General features: G+C 64.5%; 15 protein-coding genes. 9 read left to right on the top strand and 6 right to left on the bottom strand.

What is annotated here, in order from left to right:
• Positions 1 to 157 precede the first annotated feature (157 nt).
• The 5 genes from ACIP0B_RS19470 to ACIP0B_RS19450 are packed head-to-tail and all read left to right on the top strand — an operon-like array spanning position 158 to position 4,267.
• Entirely contained in the window at positions 158 to 964 is an 807-nt protein-coding gene (locus ACIP0B_RS19470) for an alkaline phosphatase family protein (RefSeq protein WP_400835189.1), read from the top strand.
• Positions 961 to 1,806: an ABC transporter permease gene (locus ACIP0B_RS19465; protein WP_400835186.1), complete on the top strand. Its 846-nt coding sequence runs from the start codon at positions 961 to 963 to the stop codon at positions 1,804 to 1,806. Before ACIP0B_RS19470 ends, ACIP0B_RS19465 begins: the two co-directional genes overlap by 4 nt.
• Complete coding sequence (locus ACIP0B_RS19460) at positions 1,793 to 2,593, top strand: ABC transporter permease (protein WP_400835183.1); 801 nt, start codon at positions 1,793 to 1,795, stop codon at positions 2,591 to 2,593. Before ACIP0B_RS19465 ends, ACIP0B_RS19460 begins: the two co-directional genes overlap by 14 nt.
• On the top strand, positions 2,590 to 3,579 hold the full coding sequence (locus ACIP0B_RS19455; protein ID WP_400835180.1) for an ABC transporter ATP-binding protein: 990 nt from the start codon (positions 2,590 to 2,592) through the stop codon (positions 3,577 to 3,579). Before ACIP0B_RS19460 ends, ACIP0B_RS19455 begins: the two co-directional genes overlap by 4 nt.
• A gap of 34 nt (positions 3,580 to 3,613) precedes the next feature.
• Positions 3,614 to 4,267: an HAD family phosphatase gene (locus tag ACIP0B_RS19450; RefSeq protein WP_217893041.1), complete on the top strand. Its 654-nt coding sequence runs from the start codon at positions 3,614 to 3,616 to the stop codon at positions 4,265 to 4,267.
• Between the two features lie 157 nt (positions 4,268 to 4,424).
• Here the strand turns inward: ACIP0B_RS19450 and ACIP0B_RS19445 are convergent, their stop codons facing one another.
• Positions 4,425 to 5,387: an NAD(P)H-quinone oxidoreductase gene (locus tag ACIP0B_RS19445; RefSeq protein WP_400835175.1), complete on the bottom strand. Its 963-nt coding sequence runs from the start codon at positions 5,385 to 5,387 to the stop codon at positions 4,425 to 4,427.
• Between the two features lie 180 nt (positions 5,388 to 5,567).
• On the opposite strand from ACIP0B_RS19445, the gene ACIP0B_RS19440 reads away from it, so the two are divergent.
• Entirely contained in the window at positions 5,568 to 7,652 is a 2,085-nt protein-coding gene (locus tag ACIP0B_RS19440) for a carboxy terminal-processing peptidase (protein WP_400835172.1), read from the top strand.
• 132 nt (positions 7,653 to 7,784) lie between these two features.
• Complete coding sequence (locus tag ACIP0B_RS19435; RefSeq protein ID WP_400835169.1) at positions 7,785 to 9,575, top strand: bifunctional diguanylate cyclase/phosphodiesterase; 1,791 nt, start codon at positions 7,785 to 7,787, stop codon at positions 9,573 to 9,575.
• 138 nt (positions 9,576 to 9,713) lie between these two features.
• Here the strand turns inward: ACIP0B_RS19435 and ACIP0B_RS19430 are convergent, their stop codons facing one another.
• The 5 genes from ACIP0B_RS19430 to ACIP0B_RS19410 all read right to left on the bottom strand — a co-directional run bounded on the left by ACIP0B_RS19430 (position 9,714) and on the right by ACIP0B_RS19410 (position 12,412).
• Positions 9,714 to 10,121 (bottom strand): sel1 repeat family protein, encoded by a 408-nt coding sequence (locus tag ACIP0B_RS19430; RefSeq protein WP_400835166.1) that lies wholly within the window; start codon positions 10,119 to 10,121, stop codon positions 9,714 to 9,716.
• Positions 10,122 to 10,493: a hypothetical protein gene (locus tag ACIP0B_RS19425; RefSeq protein ID WP_003223109.1), complete on the bottom strand. Its 372-nt coding sequence runs from the start codon at positions 10,491 to 10,493 to the stop codon at positions 10,122 to 10,124. It lies immediately after the preceding gene.
• On the bottom strand, positions 10,490 to 10,831 hold the full coding sequence (locus ACIP0B_RS19420; protein WP_400835163.1) for a helix-turn-helix domain-containing protein: 342 nt from the start codon (positions 10,829 to 10,831) through the stop codon (positions 10,490 to 10,492). The genes ACIP0B_RS19425 and ACIP0B_RS19420 overlap by 4 nt, the downstream gene beginning before the upstream one ends.
• 114 nt (positions 10,832 to 10,945) lie before the next feature.
• Positions 10,946 to 11,401, bottom strand: a complete 456-nt coding sequence (locus ACIP0B_RS19415) for a YkvA family protein (protein ID WP_400835160.1) — start codon at positions 11,399 to 11,401, stop codon at positions 10,946 to 10,948.
• Between the two features lie 294 nt (positions 11,402 to 11,695).
• Positions 11,696 to 12,412, bottom strand: coding sequence for an FKBP-type peptidyl-prolyl cis-trans isomerase (locus tag ACIP0B_RS19410; protein WP_007950433.1), 717 nt, complete (start codon positions 12,410 to 12,412; stop codon positions 11,696 to 11,698).
• Positions 12,413 to 12,682: 270 nt separating this feature from the next.
• Between ACIP0B_RS19410 and ACIP0B_RS19405 the strand changes: the two genes are divergently transcribed.
• A complete protein-coding gene (locus tag ACIP0B_RS19405) occupies positions 12,683 to 14,491 on the top strand; it encodes a di-heme-cytochrome C peroxidase (RefSeq protein ID WP_400835157.1) in 1,809 nt (602 codons plus the stop codon).
• Entirely contained in the window at positions 14,488 to 15,654 is a 1,167-nt protein-coding gene (locus tag ACIP0B_RS19400; RefSeq protein ID WP_400835154.1) for a catalase family protein, read from the top strand. Before ACIP0B_RS19405 ends, ACIP0B_RS19400 begins: the two co-directional genes overlap by 4 nt.
• Positions 15,655 to 15,942: the final 288 nt, after the last annotated feature.

The raw sequence follows: 15,942 nt of genomic DNA, 5'->3' as shown, positions 1-15,942 counted from the left end.
CACAAAACCCTGTGGGAGCGGGCTTGCCCGCGATGGCAATTTCACATTCAACACATGGGTTGAATGACATGACGCCTTCGCGGGCAAGCCCGCTCCCACAGGATCCGTGTCGATTTCGAGTTTCCCGTTCTTATTGTTTCGCGGAGTTTCTGCCCCTATGAAGCACAACGTCATCCTTGTCGTGCTCGACGGCCTCAGCCACGAGGTCGCCCGTCACGCCATGGGGCATCTGCAAGCTTATGTCGGCGCAGGACGCGCCGCGCTCTATCAACTGGAGTGCGAGCTTCCGGCCCTGTCCCGACCGCTGTACGAATGCATCCTCACCGGCGTGCCGCCCATCGACAGCGGCATCGTCCACAACAACGTCTCGCGCCTGTCCAACCAGCGCAGCATCTACCACTACGCCAGGGACGCCGGCCTGACGACCGCAGCGGCGGCTTACCATTGGGTCAGCGAGCTGTACAACCGCTCGCCGTTCGTGGCGGCGCGCGACCGTCACACCGACGACCCGGCCCTGCCGATCCAGCACGGCCATTTCTACTGGAGCGACCACTACCCGGACTCGCACCTGTTCGCCGACGCCGAGCACCTGCGCCTGCGCCACCGCCCGAACTTCCTGCTGATCCATCCGATGAACATCGACGACGCCGGCCACAAGCATGGCCTCGACTCGCCCCAGTACCGCAACAGCGCCCGCAGCGCCGACATCATCCTCGCCGACTACCTGCAAGGCTGGCTCGACGCCGGCTATCAGGTGCTGGTGACCGCCGACCACGGCATGAACAACGACCGCTCGCACAACGGCCTGCTGCCGGAAGAGCGCCAGGTGCCGCTGTTCGTGCTGGGCGAGGCCTTCAGCCTGGATCCGGGCGCCCGGCCGAAGCAGACCGACCTGTGCGGCACCGTCTGCGAACTGCTCGGCGTACCCCACGACAAACCGGTCTGCCGGGAGCTGCTCAAATGAATCCCATGACCCGCAGCAAATGGCTGGCCGCCCTGTGCCTGGTGCCTTTCGCCCTGTTCTTTGTCGTGTTCGAGATCGCACCGCTGGCCTGGGTGATGATCAACAGCCTGCAATCGGAGGAGTCCGGCTGGGGCCTGGCCAACTTCACCAGGATCTTCAGCTCCAAGTTCTACCTGCAAGCGATCCAGTACAGCCTGGAGATCAGTTTCTGGTCGAGCGTGTTCGGCATCGTCATCGCCGTGCTGGGCGCGTACTCGCTGCGCCGGGTCGACAGCAAACTGCGCAACTTCGTCAACGCCTTCGCCAACATGACCAGCAACTTCGCCGGCGTGCCCCTGGCCTTCGCGTTCATCATCCTGCTGGGCTTCAACGGCAGCATCACGATCATGCTGAAGCAGGCCGGGATCATCCAGGACTTCAACCTGTACTCCAAGACCGGGCTGATCATCCTCTACACCTACTTCCAGATCCCCCTCGGCGTGCTGCTGCTCTACCCCGCGTTCGATGCGCTGCGCGAAGACTGGCGCGAGTCCGCCGCCCTGCTCGGCGCCAGCGGCTGGCAGTTCTGGCGCCACATCGGCCTGCCGGTGCTGACCCCGGCGCTGCTGGGCACCTTCGTGATCCTGCTGGCCAACGCCCTGGGCGCCTACGCCACGGTCTACGCGCTGACCACCGGCAACTTCAACGTGCTGCCGATCCGCATCGCGGCGATGGTCTCCGGCGACATCTCGCTCGACCCGAACCTGGCCAGCGCCCTGGCCGTGGTGCTGGTGGCCCTGATGACCCTGGTGACCGTCGTGCACCAACTGCTGCTCAAGAGGAGCTACCATGTCTCGCGCTGAATCCGGCCCGGCCGGCGTCTACCACCGCGTCGTGGTCTGCCTGCTGTTCGCCGTCCTGCTGCTGCCGCTGGCGGGCACGCTGGTCTACTCGATCGCCAGCAGCTGGTCAGCCACGGTGCTGCCCAGCGGCTTCACCTTCAAGTGGTACATCCAGCTGTGGAGCGATCCGCGCTTCCTGCATGCCTTCGGCCAGTCCCTGCTGGTCTGCGTCGGCGCGCTGGTCCTGTCGGTGGTGCTGATCCTGCCGCTGCTGTTCGTGGTGCACTACCACTTCCCCAAGCTCGACGCGCTGATGAACATCCTGATCCTGCTGCCTTTCGCGGTGCCGCCGGTGGTGTCGTCGGTGGGGCTGCTGCAGCTCTACGGCTCCGGGCCGCTGGCGATGGTCGGCACGCCGTGGATCCTGATCGGCTGCTACTTCACCGTGGCGCTGCCGTTCATGTACCGGGCGATCACCAACAACCTGCAGGCGATCAACCTGCGCGACCTGATGGACGCCGCCCAACTGCTCGGCGCCAGCACCTGGCAAGCGGCGTTCCTGGTGGTGCTGCCGAACCTGCGCAAGGGCCTGATGGTGGCGCTGCTGCTGTCGTTCTCGTTCCTGTTCGGCGAGTTCGTGTTCGCCAACATCCTGGTCGGCACCCGCTACGAAACCCTGCAGGTCTACCTGAACAACATGCGCAACAGCAGCGGCCACTTCACCAGTGCGCTGGTGATCTCCTACTTCTTTTTCGTGCTGGTCCTGACCTGGGTCGCCAACATCTTGAACAAGGACAAAAGCCAATGAGCTATGTCAGCGTCCAACACCTGCAAAAGCACTACGCCGGCACCACGGTGTTCAGCGACATCAACTGCGAAATCAACAAGGGCGAGTTCGTCACCCTGCTCGGCCCGTCCGGCTGCGGCAAGTCCACCCTGCTGCGCTGCATCGCCGGGCTGACGCCGGTGGACGGCGGCAAGATCCTGCTCGACGGCGTCGACATCGTGCCGCTGAGCCCGCAGAAGCGCGGGATCGGCATGGTGTTCCAGAGCTATGCGCTGTTCCCCAACATGACCGTGGAGCAGAACGTGGCGTTCGGCCTGCGCATGCAGAAGGTCAACGCCGACGACAGCCACAAGCGCGTGGCCGAAGCGCTGAAGCTGGTGGAGCTCAACGACTTCGCCGGCCGCTACCCCCATCAGCTGTCCGGCGGCCAGTGCCAGCGCGTCGCCCTCGCCCGCTCCCTGGTCACCCGACCCCGCCTGCTGTTGCTGGACGAACCGCTGTCGGCCCTCGATGCGCGGATCCGCAAGCACCTGCGCGAGCAGATCCGTCAGATCCAGCGCGAGCTCGGCCTGACCACGATCTTCGTCACCCACGACCAGGAAGAAGCCCTGACCATGTCTGACCGGATTTTCCTGATGAATCAGGGAAAGATCGTACAGAGCGGCGATGCCGAAACCCTGTACACCGCACCGGTGGACGTGTTCGCCGCCGGCTTCATCGGCAACTACAACCTGCTGGACGCCGACACCGCCTCCAAGCTGCTGCAGCGCCCGATCCACCACCGCATCGCCATCCGCCCGGAAGCCATCGAACTGCGCGTGGACGGCGAACCCGATGCGCAGATCCGCAGCCACAGCCTGCTGGGCAACGTGATCCGCTACCGGGTCGAGGCCCGGGGCGTGGAACTGGTGGTGGACGTGCTCAACCGTTCGGCGGCGGACCTGCACCCCGACGGCCGTCGCCTGAAGCTTTCCATCGATCCGACGGCCCTGCGTGAGGTAGCCTGATGACTTTGCTGACGTTGAAGAGAGAACCGCACTGATGGCCCTGGCAATTTTTGATCTGGACGAAACCCTGATCCACGGCGACTGCGCCTCCCTCTGGAGCGAGCAGATGGGACGGCTGGGCTGGGTCGATCCCGAGTCGTTCATGCGCAGGAACAACGAGCTGATGGACGCCTACAGCCATGGCAAGCTGCGCATGGAGGACTACATGGCGTTCAGCCTTGAGCCGCTGATCGGCCGCACCCCGGCGGAGGTCGAGCACCTGGTCGAACCGTGGGTGGAAGACTTCATCGAACCGATCATCTTCAGCGACGCGACCAAGGCCATCGCCGCCCACCGCAAGGCCGGCGACCGGATCCTGGTGATCTCGGCCTCGGGCACGCACCTGGTCAAGCCGATCGCCGAACGCCTGGGCATCGACGAAATCCTCGGCATCGAACTGGAAGTGGCGCACGGCGTGTACAGCGGCCAGACCACCGGCATCCTGACCTACCGCGAAGGCAAGATCACCCGGCTGCTGGAGTGGCTGGACGCCGAAGAGGAAAACCTGGAAGGCGCAAGCTTCTATTCCGACTCGCGCAACGACCTGCCGCTGCTGCTGAAGGTCGACTACCCGCATGTCGTGAACCCGGATCCGGTGCTGCGCGAACACGCCGAACAGGCCGGCTGGCCGATCCACCTCTGGACGTGACCGCCCTGTGGCGAGGGAGCTTGCTCCCGCTGGCCTGCAAGGCAGGCCGATCAGTTCGGGGCCGCTGCGCGCCCCAGCGGGAGCAAGCTCCCTCGCCACAGCAGCTCCCTGCCCAGAACAACTCCCTGACCACAACAGTGCCTGGCCCAATGCAATCTCAGGCCAGGCTGTCGTCGATCACCAGCACCACCTTCCCCGCCACGGTGTTGCTCGCCAGCTCCGCAAACGCCGCTTCGGCGTCCTTGACCGCAAACGTCTTCGCCAACTGCGGGCTCAACCGTCCTTCGGCGAACAGCGGCCAGACATGCTGGTTCAGGTCGGCGAACAGATCGGCCTTGAACCCGTCGTCGCGGCTGCGCAGGGTCGAGCCCAGCAACTGCACACGCTTGCTCAGCACCTGGGCCAGATCCAGCTTCGCCTCGCGCCCGCCCATCAGGCCGATCAGCACCCAGCGGCCGTCCTGCGCCAACAGCTTGAGGTTCAATGCCGAATATTGTCCGCCGACCGGATCCAGGATCACATCGAACGGGGCGAAATCGCGCAGGCTCTCCAGATCGTCGGTGCGCACGACACCGCCCTGTGCGCCCAGCGACTCGCAGTAGGCCAAGCGCTCGGCCGAGCCGACGCTGACCCAGCACGGGTTGCCGAACGCCTTGCACAGCTGAATGGCGGCCGAGCCGATGCCGCTGGCGCCGGCATGCAGCAAGACCTTCTCGCCCGGCTTGAGCGCCGCCAGCCGAAACACGTTCAGCCAGACCGTGGCGTACACCTCGGGCAGCGCGGCGGCCTCGACCAGCGACACGCCCTCCGGCACCGCCAGCACGTGCCGTCCGTCGACGACCACTTCTTCGGCCATTCCGCCGCCGGCCAGCAGCGCGCACACCCGGTCGCCGACCTGCCAGGAAGAGCCTGCCCCGACCTCGCTGATCACCCCCGAACACTCGAGGCCGAGCACCTGGCTGGCCCCCGGCGGCGGCGGATAGAGCCCCGCCTTCTGCAGCAGATCGGCGCGGTTGAGCCCCGCCGCCGCCACCCGGATGCGCACTTGCCCCGCATCGCACGCAGGACTCGGCTCATCTACCCATGCCACTTGACCGTCAACGCCTTGCAATGCCTTCACAGTGCCTCCATAGTGAGTCTGGACTGAGCCCGAAGCTGTAGCGCCGGGCTTTTTGCATTATGCGACCGGCCCTGGGTCTGAACGAACACTGAACGATTGTGTTCGGGCAGCGCGCAGAGGTACCGGCGACTTCAAAGACGGCCTAATATGCGTTATCAATTGTCCCCGCGTCGAATCAGCATGAAGCATCTGCTCCCCAGCTCCGCCCTCGCCCTCATCATCGGTATCGGTCTGTTGCCGGTCTCGGGCAGCTCATTCGCAGCCAACAGCTGGGACAAGTTGCAGCCCGACCGCGACGAGGTGATCGCCAGCCTGAACGTCGTCGAGCTGCTCAAGCGCCACCACTACAGCAAGCCGCCGCTGGACGACGCCCGTTCGGTGATCATCTACGACAGCTACATCAAGCTGCTGGATCCGTCGCGCAGCTACTTCATGGCCAGCGACATCGCCGAATTCGACAAGTGGAAGACCCAGTTCGACGACTTCCTCAAGAGCGGCGACCTCAACGCCGGGTTCACCATCTACAAGCGCTACCTGGACCGCGTGAAGGCGCGCCTGGACTTCGCCCTCGGCGAGCTGGGCAAGGGTGTCGACAAGATGGACTTCACCACCAAGGAGACCTTGCTGATCGACCGCAAGGACGCGCCTTGGCTCAAGTCCACCGCCGAGCTCGACGACCTGTGGCGCAAACGCGTCAAGGACGAAGTGCTGCGGATGAAGATCGCCGGCAAAGAGCCCAAGCAGATCCAGGAAACCCTGACCAAGCGCTACAAGAACCAACTGGCGCGCCTGGACCAGACCCGCCCCGAAGACATCTTCCAGGCGTACATCAACACCTTCGCGATGTCCTACGACCCGCACACCAACTATCTGTCGCCGGACAACGCGGAAAACTTCGACATCAACATGAGCCTGTCCCTCGAGGGCATCGGCGCCGTGCTGCAGAGCGACAACGATCAGGTGAAGGTCGTGCGCCTGGTGCCGGCCGGCCCTGCCGACAAGACCAAGCAGGTCGCTCCGGCGGACAAGATCATCGGCGTCGCCCAGGGCAACAAGGAAATGGTCGACGTGGTCGGCTGGCGCCTGGACGAAGTGGTCAAGCTGATCCGCGGCCCGAAAGGCACCGTGGTGCGCCTGGAAGTGATCCCGGCCAGCAATGCGCCGAACGACCAGACCAGCAAGATCGTGCCGATCACCCGTGAGGCGGTGAAGCTCGAAGACCAGGCCGTGAAGAAATCCGTGCTCAACCTGAAGCAGGACGGCAAGGACTACAAGCTGGGCGTGATCGAGATCCCGGCCTTCTACCTCGACTTCAAGGCGTTCCGTGCCGGCGATCCGGACTACAAGAGCACCACCCGCGACGTCAAGAAACTGCTGACCGAACTGCAGAAAGAGAAAGTCGACGGCGTGGTCATCGACCTGCGCAACAACGGCGGCGGTTCCCTGCAGGAGGCCACCGAGCTGACCAGCCTGTTCATCGACAAGGGCCCGACCGTGCTCGTGCGCAACGCCGACGGCCGTGTCGACGTGCTCGAAGACGAAAACCCCGGCGCCTTCTACAAAGGGCCGATGGCGTTGCTGGTCAACCGCCTGTCCGCTTCGGCCTCGGAGATCTTCGCCGGCGCCATGCAGGACTACCACCGTGCGCTGATCATCGGCGGCCAGACCTTCGGCAAAGGCACCGTGCAGACCATCCAGCCGCTGAACCACGGCGAGCTGAAGCTGACCCTGGCCAAGTTCTACCGCGTCTCCGGCCAGAGCACCCAGCACCAGGGCGTACTGCCGGACATCGACTACCCGTCGCTGATCGACACCAAGGAAATCGGCGAAAGCGCCCTGCCGGAAGCCATGCCGTGGGACACCATCCGCGCGGCGATCAAGCCGGCGGTGGATCCGTTCAAGCCGTTCCTGGCGCAGCTCAAGTCCGAGCATGACACCCGCACCGCCAAGGACGCGGAGTTCGTGTTCATCCGCGACAAGCTGGCCCTGGCGCAGAAGCTGCTGGAGGAGAAGACCGTCAGCCTCAACGAAGCCGACCGCCGCGCCCAGCACGCCGACATCGACGCCAAGCAACTGGCGATGGAAAACATCCGTCGCAAGGCCAAGGGCGAAGAACCGCTCAAGGAGCTGAAGAAAGAAGACGACGACGCCCTGGCCGCCGCCGAGCCGGACAAGGTCAAGCCGGAAGACGACGCCTACCTGAGCGAGACCGGGCGGGTGCTGCTGGACTACCTGAAACTGAGCAATCAGGTCGCCAAGAAGTAAGGTGATGGCAATTTAATGGTGGCGATCCCCGGATCGTCATCAAACAGTCATCATTCTGTCGTGCAATAAAGGACTGGGAGCGGCTCTTGAACAAGAGCGCTCCCAGTCCTTTTTTTATCGCCCGAGATTGCCATGACCACGACCGAACAGCTGAGTGCCTTGAGCTCGATCCTGACTCAAAGCGGTTTGCACAGCCTGTTCCAGCCGATCATCTGCCTCTCGGAGCGGCGCATTCTCGGCTACGAGGCCCTGACCCGAGGCCCGTCCAACAGCCCGCTGCACTCCCCCATTGCCCTGTTCGCCGTGGCCCGCCAGGCCGGGCGCCTGAGCGAACTGGAGATCGCCTGCCGGCAAAGCGCCTGCCGGCGCTTCAACGAACAGCGGCTGCCGGGCAAGCTGTTTCTCAATGTCTCGCCGGAGTCCTTGCTCGAAGCCGCGCACCAACCGGGGCGCACGCTGCAGTTGCTCCAGGACTTCGGCATCCCGCCCAGCCAAGTCGTGATCGAACTGACCGAGCAGACGCCGACCGATGATTTCCAACTGCTGCAAACGGCGCTGCACCACTACCGCGCCATGGGATTCTCGATTGCGCTGGACGACCTCGGCGCCGGCTATTCGAGCCTGCGGCTCTGGTCCGAGCTGCGTCCGGACTACGTGAAGATCGACCGCCACTTCATCGACGGCATCCATCAGGATGCGCTCAAGCGCGAGTTCGTCGGTTCGATCCTGCAGATCGCCAAGGCCTCCCGGGCCCAGGTGATCGCCGAGGGCATCGAACTGCCGGAAGAGCTCGCCGTGCTCACGGAAATGGGCATCGACCTGGTGCAGGGCTACCTGCTGGGCCGCCCCCAGGAACACCCGCCCAAGGACGCCCGGGCCCTGATGCCCAAGCATGACAGCAGCGCCGTGGCCCTGAACGACGAAGGCAGCGACCTCAGCGCCCTGCTCAACGACCAGCCGGCGGTCAACCGCGACACCCCGACCGCCACCGTGCTGGAGGCCTTCCGCCGTCAGGCCAACCTGAACTCGCTGGCGGTGCTCGACGCCCAGGGCCAGCCCTGCGGCATCGTCCACCGGCATTCGCTGTCCGATGCGCTGCTCAAGCCGTTCGCCACCGACCTGTTCGCCCGCAAGCCGATCAGCCGCCTGATGAGCGAAGACTTTCTCGCCGTAGAAATGAACCAGTCGCTGCAACAGGTCAGCCGCCTGATCACCAGCCGCGCCCGGCAACGCATCGAAGAGGACTTCATCATCACCCTCAACGGCAGCTACCTGGGCCTGGGCCGGGTGATCGACGTGCTCAAGCTGATCACCGAGCTGAAGATCCAGCAGGCCCGCTACGCCAACCCCCTGACCCTGCTGCCCGGCAACGTGCCGATCCAGCAGTGCCTGACCCGCCTGCTGCAGCAAGGCCGCGAGTCGGTCATCTGCTACGTGGACATCGACAGCTTCAAGCCCTTCAACGACATCTACGGCTACGGCCGGGGCGACGAAGTGCTGCTGTGCCTGGCCCAGTGCCTGAACGAACGCGTCGACCCCACCCGCGACTTCGTCGGCCACATCGGCGGCGACGACTTCCTGCTGGTGCTGGGACCTGAAGACTGGCGCAAACGCCTCAACCAGTTGCTCGACGACTTCCAGAGCCAGTGCCGCCGCTTCTACCGCCCCGAACACCTCGACGCCGGCTGCTTCACCGCGCCGAACCGTCAGGGGGTGCGCCAGGAATTCCCGCTGCTGTCGCTGTCCATCGGCGTGGTTCACCTGCACCCCGAGGCCTGCGGGCAGCTGGACGCCAGCCAGCTCGCGGAGATGGCGTCCCAGGCCAAGCATCACGCCAAGAACGTGCCGGGGTACAGCGTGCATGTCATCGACAGCGGGGCCGTGCCTGACGCTGGGCCGGCGTTGTTGATGGGGCAACGCTGACCCCGTCTCCTGTGGGTTCGGGCGGGCTCCTGGCCGCGATCTGACGAAGAGGCCGGCCCCACAAGCGCAAGAAAGACAGACACAAAAACGGGGCGGGAGGTTGCCCTCACGCCCCGTTCATTCGTTGAGACAGGCCAGTCACTCTGATCGGCCGCGCTCCGCCAGTTCCTTGAGCTTGACCTCCGCCAACGGATGCCCGGCCTTGGCGGCGATCCCCCACCAGCGCTCGGCCTCCGCCGGATCCGGCGCCCTGGACGGCGTGCCGGCCAGGCTGATGGCCCCGACCTGGTAGGCCGCCTTGCCATCGCCCGCCAGCGCAGCCAGGCGCAGCAGCCGCACACCCTCTTCACGCGCCCCAAGCCCCACGCCGCGAAACGTCAGGATATGCCCGTAGAAGCTCTGCGCGCCGACATCGCCCAGGTTCGCCATGCGGGCGAACTGGCCTTCGAGCCAATGCCAGCCCCGGGGTTGGCGGACAAACCATGACCAGTGAAACAGCCTGCGCGCCAGCCAGTAGCCGGCCCGCACCTTGAACTTGAGAAACACTCAGGCCTCCGCCGATTCCGGGTACTCGTACTCGAACACCCGCACCACTTCAGAGGCATGCCACGAGGCGGCGGCGACGCCGTCGGACGGCCCGGAGAAACGCCCCAGCCGCTCGACGCACTCGAAGAAACCGGTGCGCGGCAGGCGGCTGGCACCCTGGCTGATCACCAGCGAACTGCGCAGCGGCTGTTCGGCCTTGGCGTCCAGCGCGGCAAGATGCTCCAGCGCCGCGGTCAGCGTCTGCATCGCCGGCGTGGGCAGTTGCAGTCGTTCGAGCAAGGCCCGATAGGTCAAAAGATGGCGCTGCCTGCGCGCCTGATCCAGCTCCCCCAGCAATCCGTCCCAATGTTGACGGCTGATGCGTACGCTCACGATTGTTCCCTCCACCCTGGCACCGTCAGTTCCCAGGCCAGGCTGCGGCGAATCGCGGCGTCGGGCTGACGCTCGCCGTTTTCGATCATGGCCAGGTAAGACGGGCTGATGCCTACCGTGCGGGCGAGCGCCTCGATGGCGATGCCCTTCCCTTCGCGCAAACTGCGTAATTGATCCAGACCTGGAAGAATCGGGTCCGGGGCGGCCGCGACCGGCGCTTGCGCCTGCCGCGACGGTGTTTCGTTGATGCCTGCTGCTTTCAGTAGAGCCTGATACTGAGCCCACGGCAGAACCGCATACTCGGGCTCGCCATCGCGTGTAATGATCTGAATATCCATGACTACCCCGTAGGACTACACCACTTAGCGAGTCAGCACTTTTCCCTTGAAGTGTAATCCTAACAGCGGCCAAGGTCGTGGGGGGTATCTATCTGAATAGGAGGCTGTCGCAGATCAGCTTTTTTTCGGGCCTTGAAGCTGAAGTTGCTCAGGGGTGTCCGGCAGGCGCTCGACCACGCGAAGCTTCTCCGGGGCCTGTTGGTTGCGCCACCGGCGGAACGCATCGAGTTCGTCACCGAGGGTCTTCATCAGCCAGGCGAGCACGGCGATGTCATCCAGCATGCCGAACACCGGAATGAAGTCAGGTATGGCATCGACGGGACTGAGGAAGTACATCAGACCCGCCACCACCGATACGATCGCCTTGGGGCTGATCGCCCGGTACTCGCCGCGCCACCAGGCCAGGCACAACGCCTGAAGCAGGCGCAGATCGTCCTTGAGCTTGCCCAGCCGGTCGCCCTGGGCGGCGCCCTTGCTGGCCACGGCGAACAGCAACGTCGGCAAACGTCCCCGGGCGAGCAGGCGTCCGGCCAGGGGCAGGAATCGGGCGAAGTTCCAGGGCGTTTTCATCTGATTTTTCCCGTTGAAATGTTATCCACACAAATTGTGGATAACCTTGTGAACAGAGCTGCATTTCGACGCTGAGAGCCCCGTTTCACAAGGGCTGCGCTCAGATCGGGCGTTTTTTACTCACATAAAAAACCCCAATATTTCATTGACTTGGCGATCCAGGACAGCTACCGCCGCCGACTCAAAATGTGGGACTGCCGATATCGGCAGGGGTTCGCTCTGTTTACGCTTGCCGTCGTCCGGATGCAACAACGCCCCGCATTCGCGAGGCGTTGTGGGTGAAACCGACGCTGCTTACTTGGCAGCGGCGTCTTCTTTGGCCGGATCCTTGATGGCCAGCAGTTCCAGGTCGAACACCAGCACCGAGTTAGCCGGAATCGCCGGGCTCGGGCTCTGCGCGCCGTAGGCCAGGTCGCTCGGGATGTACAGCTTGTACTTCTCGCCGACGTGCATCAGTTGCAGGCCTTCGACCCAACCCGGGATCACGCCGCTGACCGGCAGATCGATCGGGCTGCCACGCTCGACGGAGCTGTCGAACACGGTGCCGTTGGTCAGCTTGCCGGTGTAGTGAACGGTCACCACGTCGGTCGGCTTAGGCTGCGGGCCGTCGGCCTTCTTGACCACTTCGTACTGCAGACCGGAAGCGGTGGTGGTCACGCCGGCCTTCTTGCCGTTCTCTTCGAGGAATTTCTTGCCGGCGGCCGCCGACTCTTCGCTCATCTTGGCCATACGCTCTTCGGCGCGCTTCTGCAGCGCCGCGAAGGCTTCGACCAGTTCTTCGTCTTTCAGCTTCTGTTCTTTCTTGCCGACGGCATCTTCGATGCCCTGGGCCACCGCTTTGGAGTCCAGGTCATCCATGCCTTCCTGGGCGAGGCTCTTGCCCATGTTCAGGCCGATGCCGTAGGAAGCTTTTTGCGCCGGGGTTTTCAGCTCCACGCTGGTCTGCGAATCGCAACCTGCGAGTACCAGGCTAACCAGGGCAACCGCCGCCGCCAACCGATGCTGTTTCATGCTATTTCCTTGTTCATGCGCCGAATGGGCAATCGAGTAAAGCCGCGAGCTTATCAGGCCGCCACGACCAATGGCTACCGGCATGAGAGCAGGAAACCTGCGATAAGTTCAGGGATTAAAACGCATTTGATCCAGAGCAGGATGAAGCTTCTGTCATCTTGGCCTGACGATCACCGGCGACGCTTCTCACAATGCTTGTCGTAATGGCCACTTGCCCCGCCCTGCCCGGCTCAGGCATAACAGCGCAACAATTCGACAAGGATGTTCATCTTGCGCCTCTTTTCCCGTGCCTTGACCCTGATCGCCGTACTGGCGGGCCTTGCCCTCGCGGTGGTGCTGTACTACATCGCCACCCCGAAGCTGCCCTTCTATTCCCCCCCGCAACAGGTGCATTACCTGAAGCAGTGGACGGAAGACGAGCGCCAGACCTATTACTTCACGCCCCAGGGCACGCAGGTCAAGGGCCTGCGCTACGCGTGGTTCCAGGCGCTGGAACTGCCGTTCTCCCAGCAGCGTTTCGCGTCCCCGGACTACCTGGCGCGCCTCGGTTTCCTGGTGGATCCGCAGCAGAAGGCCACACCGCAGAACCCCGGCAACTTGCCGGTGGGGTTTGCCCGGCACCAGAATCCCGGCAGTCCCGAGCAGTACCTCGACATCACCTGCTCCGCCTGCCACACCGGCGAACTGCGCTTCAACGGCCAGGCCTTGCGCATCGACGGCGGCTCTGCCCAGCACGTGCTGCCTTCCAGCGTTCCTACATTGCGCGGCGGCAGTTTCGGACAAGCGCTGGTGGCAAGCCTGGCGTCCACCTATTACAACCCGTGGAAATTCGAACGCTTCGCCCGCACCGTGCTGGGCGACGACTACGACAGCCGTCACGACCAGTTGAGAAAGGACTTCAAGGCGTCGCTGGACACCTTCCTCAGCGTCGCCTGGAACGACACCCACCGCGGCCTCTACCCCACCGAGGAAGGCCCGGGCCGTACCGACGCGTTCGGCCGGATCGCCAACGCGACCTTCGGCGATGCGATCTCGCCCGACAACTACCGTGTGGCCAATGCCCCCGTCGACTACCCGCAACTGTGGGACATGTGGACGTTCGACTGGGTGCAGTGGAACGGCTCGGCGCAGCAGCCGATGGCACGCAACATCGGTGAGGCGCTGGGCGTCGGCGCCACGCTGAACTTCTTCGACGCCGATGGCCAGCCGCTGCAAGGCGACGCGCGCTACGCCTCCAGCGTCCGCGTGCGCGACCTGCACACGATCGAACAGACCCTGCAAAAGCTGCAGCCGCCGGCCTGGCCCGAAGATCTCCTGGGCACCGTGGACAAACCGCTGGCCGCCAAGGGCCGTGCCCTGTTCGCCGAAAACTGCGCCGGCTGCCATGTGCCGCGCCAGACCCAGGAAGGCGGGCGCTGGGTGCAGCACCTGCCGATGCTGCCGGTGGACGTCATCGGCACCGATCCCGGCGCCGCCACCAACATCGCCGACCACCGTTTCGACCTGACCGCCCTGCAATGGGATCCGGCGGAGCTGGCCAGGATGGATGTCAAACTGCACCCCGATCCCACCGAGCCCCTGGACCTGAGCCGACTGTCGGTGGCCAAGGGGCTGGCCTACGTGACCGCCTTCGTGGAAAACCGCGCCTACCGCGAAGCCGGCGTCACTCCTGCCGAAAAGCCGCAGCTCGACGGTTTCGGCCTGCCGATCGGCGTGCGTGAGAAAGTCGCCTACAAGGCCCGCCCGCTGGCCGGCGTCTGGGCCACGCCGCCGTTCCTGCACAACGGTTCGGTGCCCAGCCTCTTTCAGTTGCTGTCACCGCAGGACGAACGCGCCACCACTTTCTATAAGGGCACGTTCGAATACGACCCGAGGCACCTGGGCTATCGCACCGAGGCCTTCCCCAATGGCTTCCTGTTCGACACCCGAATCACCGGCAACCACAACAGCGGCCACGAATTCCGCGCCGGCGAGCGCGGCAACGGGGTGATCGGCCGCCTGCTCCAGCCCGAGGAACGCTGGGCCTTGCTGGAATACCTGAAAGTGCTGGGCGGCCCGCTGGAGGCGCAACTGCCATGATCTTCAATACCTACAAAAGACCGACCGCGCTGGCGCGCCTCTGGCTGTGGCTGGGGCGGATCGTCGGCAAGACCCTGCTGCTCTTGCTGGTGCTCGGCCTGATCGGCTGGGCCTTGGCCACCGCCTGGTTCGCCTGGCAGCACCGCGGCCCGGTCTCGGCGCTGGAACAGATTCCGCCGGGTGAAGCGGCGATGACCCAGGACGTGATCCAGACCGCCGTGCGCATCGTCGATCAGCACCGGGAAAGCACCCGCTACCTGCGTGATGCCCACGCCAAGGCCCACGGCTGCGTGAAGGCGCAGGTGCAGGTGTTGCCGGATCTGGCCGAGGGCCTGCGCCGCGGCGTGTTCACCGAGCCGGGCAAGGTCTGGCAGGCGACGGTGCGCCTGTCCAACGGCAACGCGTACCCGCAGTTCGACAGCATCCGCGATGCCCGGGGCATGGCGATCAAGCTGCACGATGTGCCGGGCAAGCAGCTGCTGGGCGACCGTCAGGATCTGCATGAACAGGACTTTGTGATGTTCAGCCACCCGAACTTCTTCGTCAGCGATGTCGCCGAGTACCGTCAGAACGTGGCCGCGCAGGCGGACGGCAAGCAGGTGATGGCGTTCTTTCCGGGCTGGGATCCGCGCACCTGGCAGGTCCGCCATTTGTTCATTGCCCTGGCGACGCTGTCCGCGCCGCCGGAAAGCCCGACGCGCACGACGTACTTTTCGGTGTCGCCCTACCGGTTCGGGGACGCCAACGCCAAGTTCCGGGTGACGCCGGATCCGGACAACTGCCCCGCCTACACCTTGCCCAAGCAGAACCGGGACCTGCCGAACTTCCTGCGCAGCGCGTTGAACCAGCAGTTGTCGACGGACCGCGTGCCCGCCTGCTTCGCGCTGCAGATCCAGCGTCAGGACGCCCGGGCTTTCATGCCCATCGAGGACACCAGCATCGAATGGCGCGAGCAGGATGCACCGTTCGAGACCGTGGCACGCATGACCCTGCCGCCCCAGGACTTCGATACCCCGGCGCAGAACCTGCAATGCGACAACCTGTCCTTCAACCCGTGGTTCGGCATCGAGGCCCATCGCCCGATCGGCGGGATCAACCGTCTGCGCAAGGCGGTGTATGAGGCGGTGAGCGACTACCGGCACAGCCGCAACGCCGGCCAATGAAATAAGGAAGCCTGCTCCCGCTGGACGCCAGCCAATGAAATGCTCTGTGGCGAGGGAGCTTGCTCCCGCTGGGACGCGGAGCGGCCCTAAAAACGGGCCTGCTGCGCAGTCCAGCGGGAGCAAGCTCCCTCGCCACAGGGGATGTGCAAAAAGGCAAATCGCAGACAGCAAAAAGCCCGCACTAGGCGGGCTTTCCGTTTGGTGACCTGGCGTTCAGTGTTCCAGGCTACCGAATATGGCGCAGCGGACGGGACTCGAACCCGCGACCCCCGGCGTGACAGGCCGGTA

Origin of the sequence: Pseudomonas sp. NPDC089534, assembly GCF_044749305.1 — a bacterium.
GTDB lineage: Bacteria > Pseudomonadota > Gammaproteobacteria > Pseudomonadales > Pseudomonadaceae > Aquipseudomonas > Aquipseudomonas ekonensis.
Note: the sequence above shows the minus strand (reverse complement) of the source record. Positions and strands in the feature narration are given on the sequence as shown.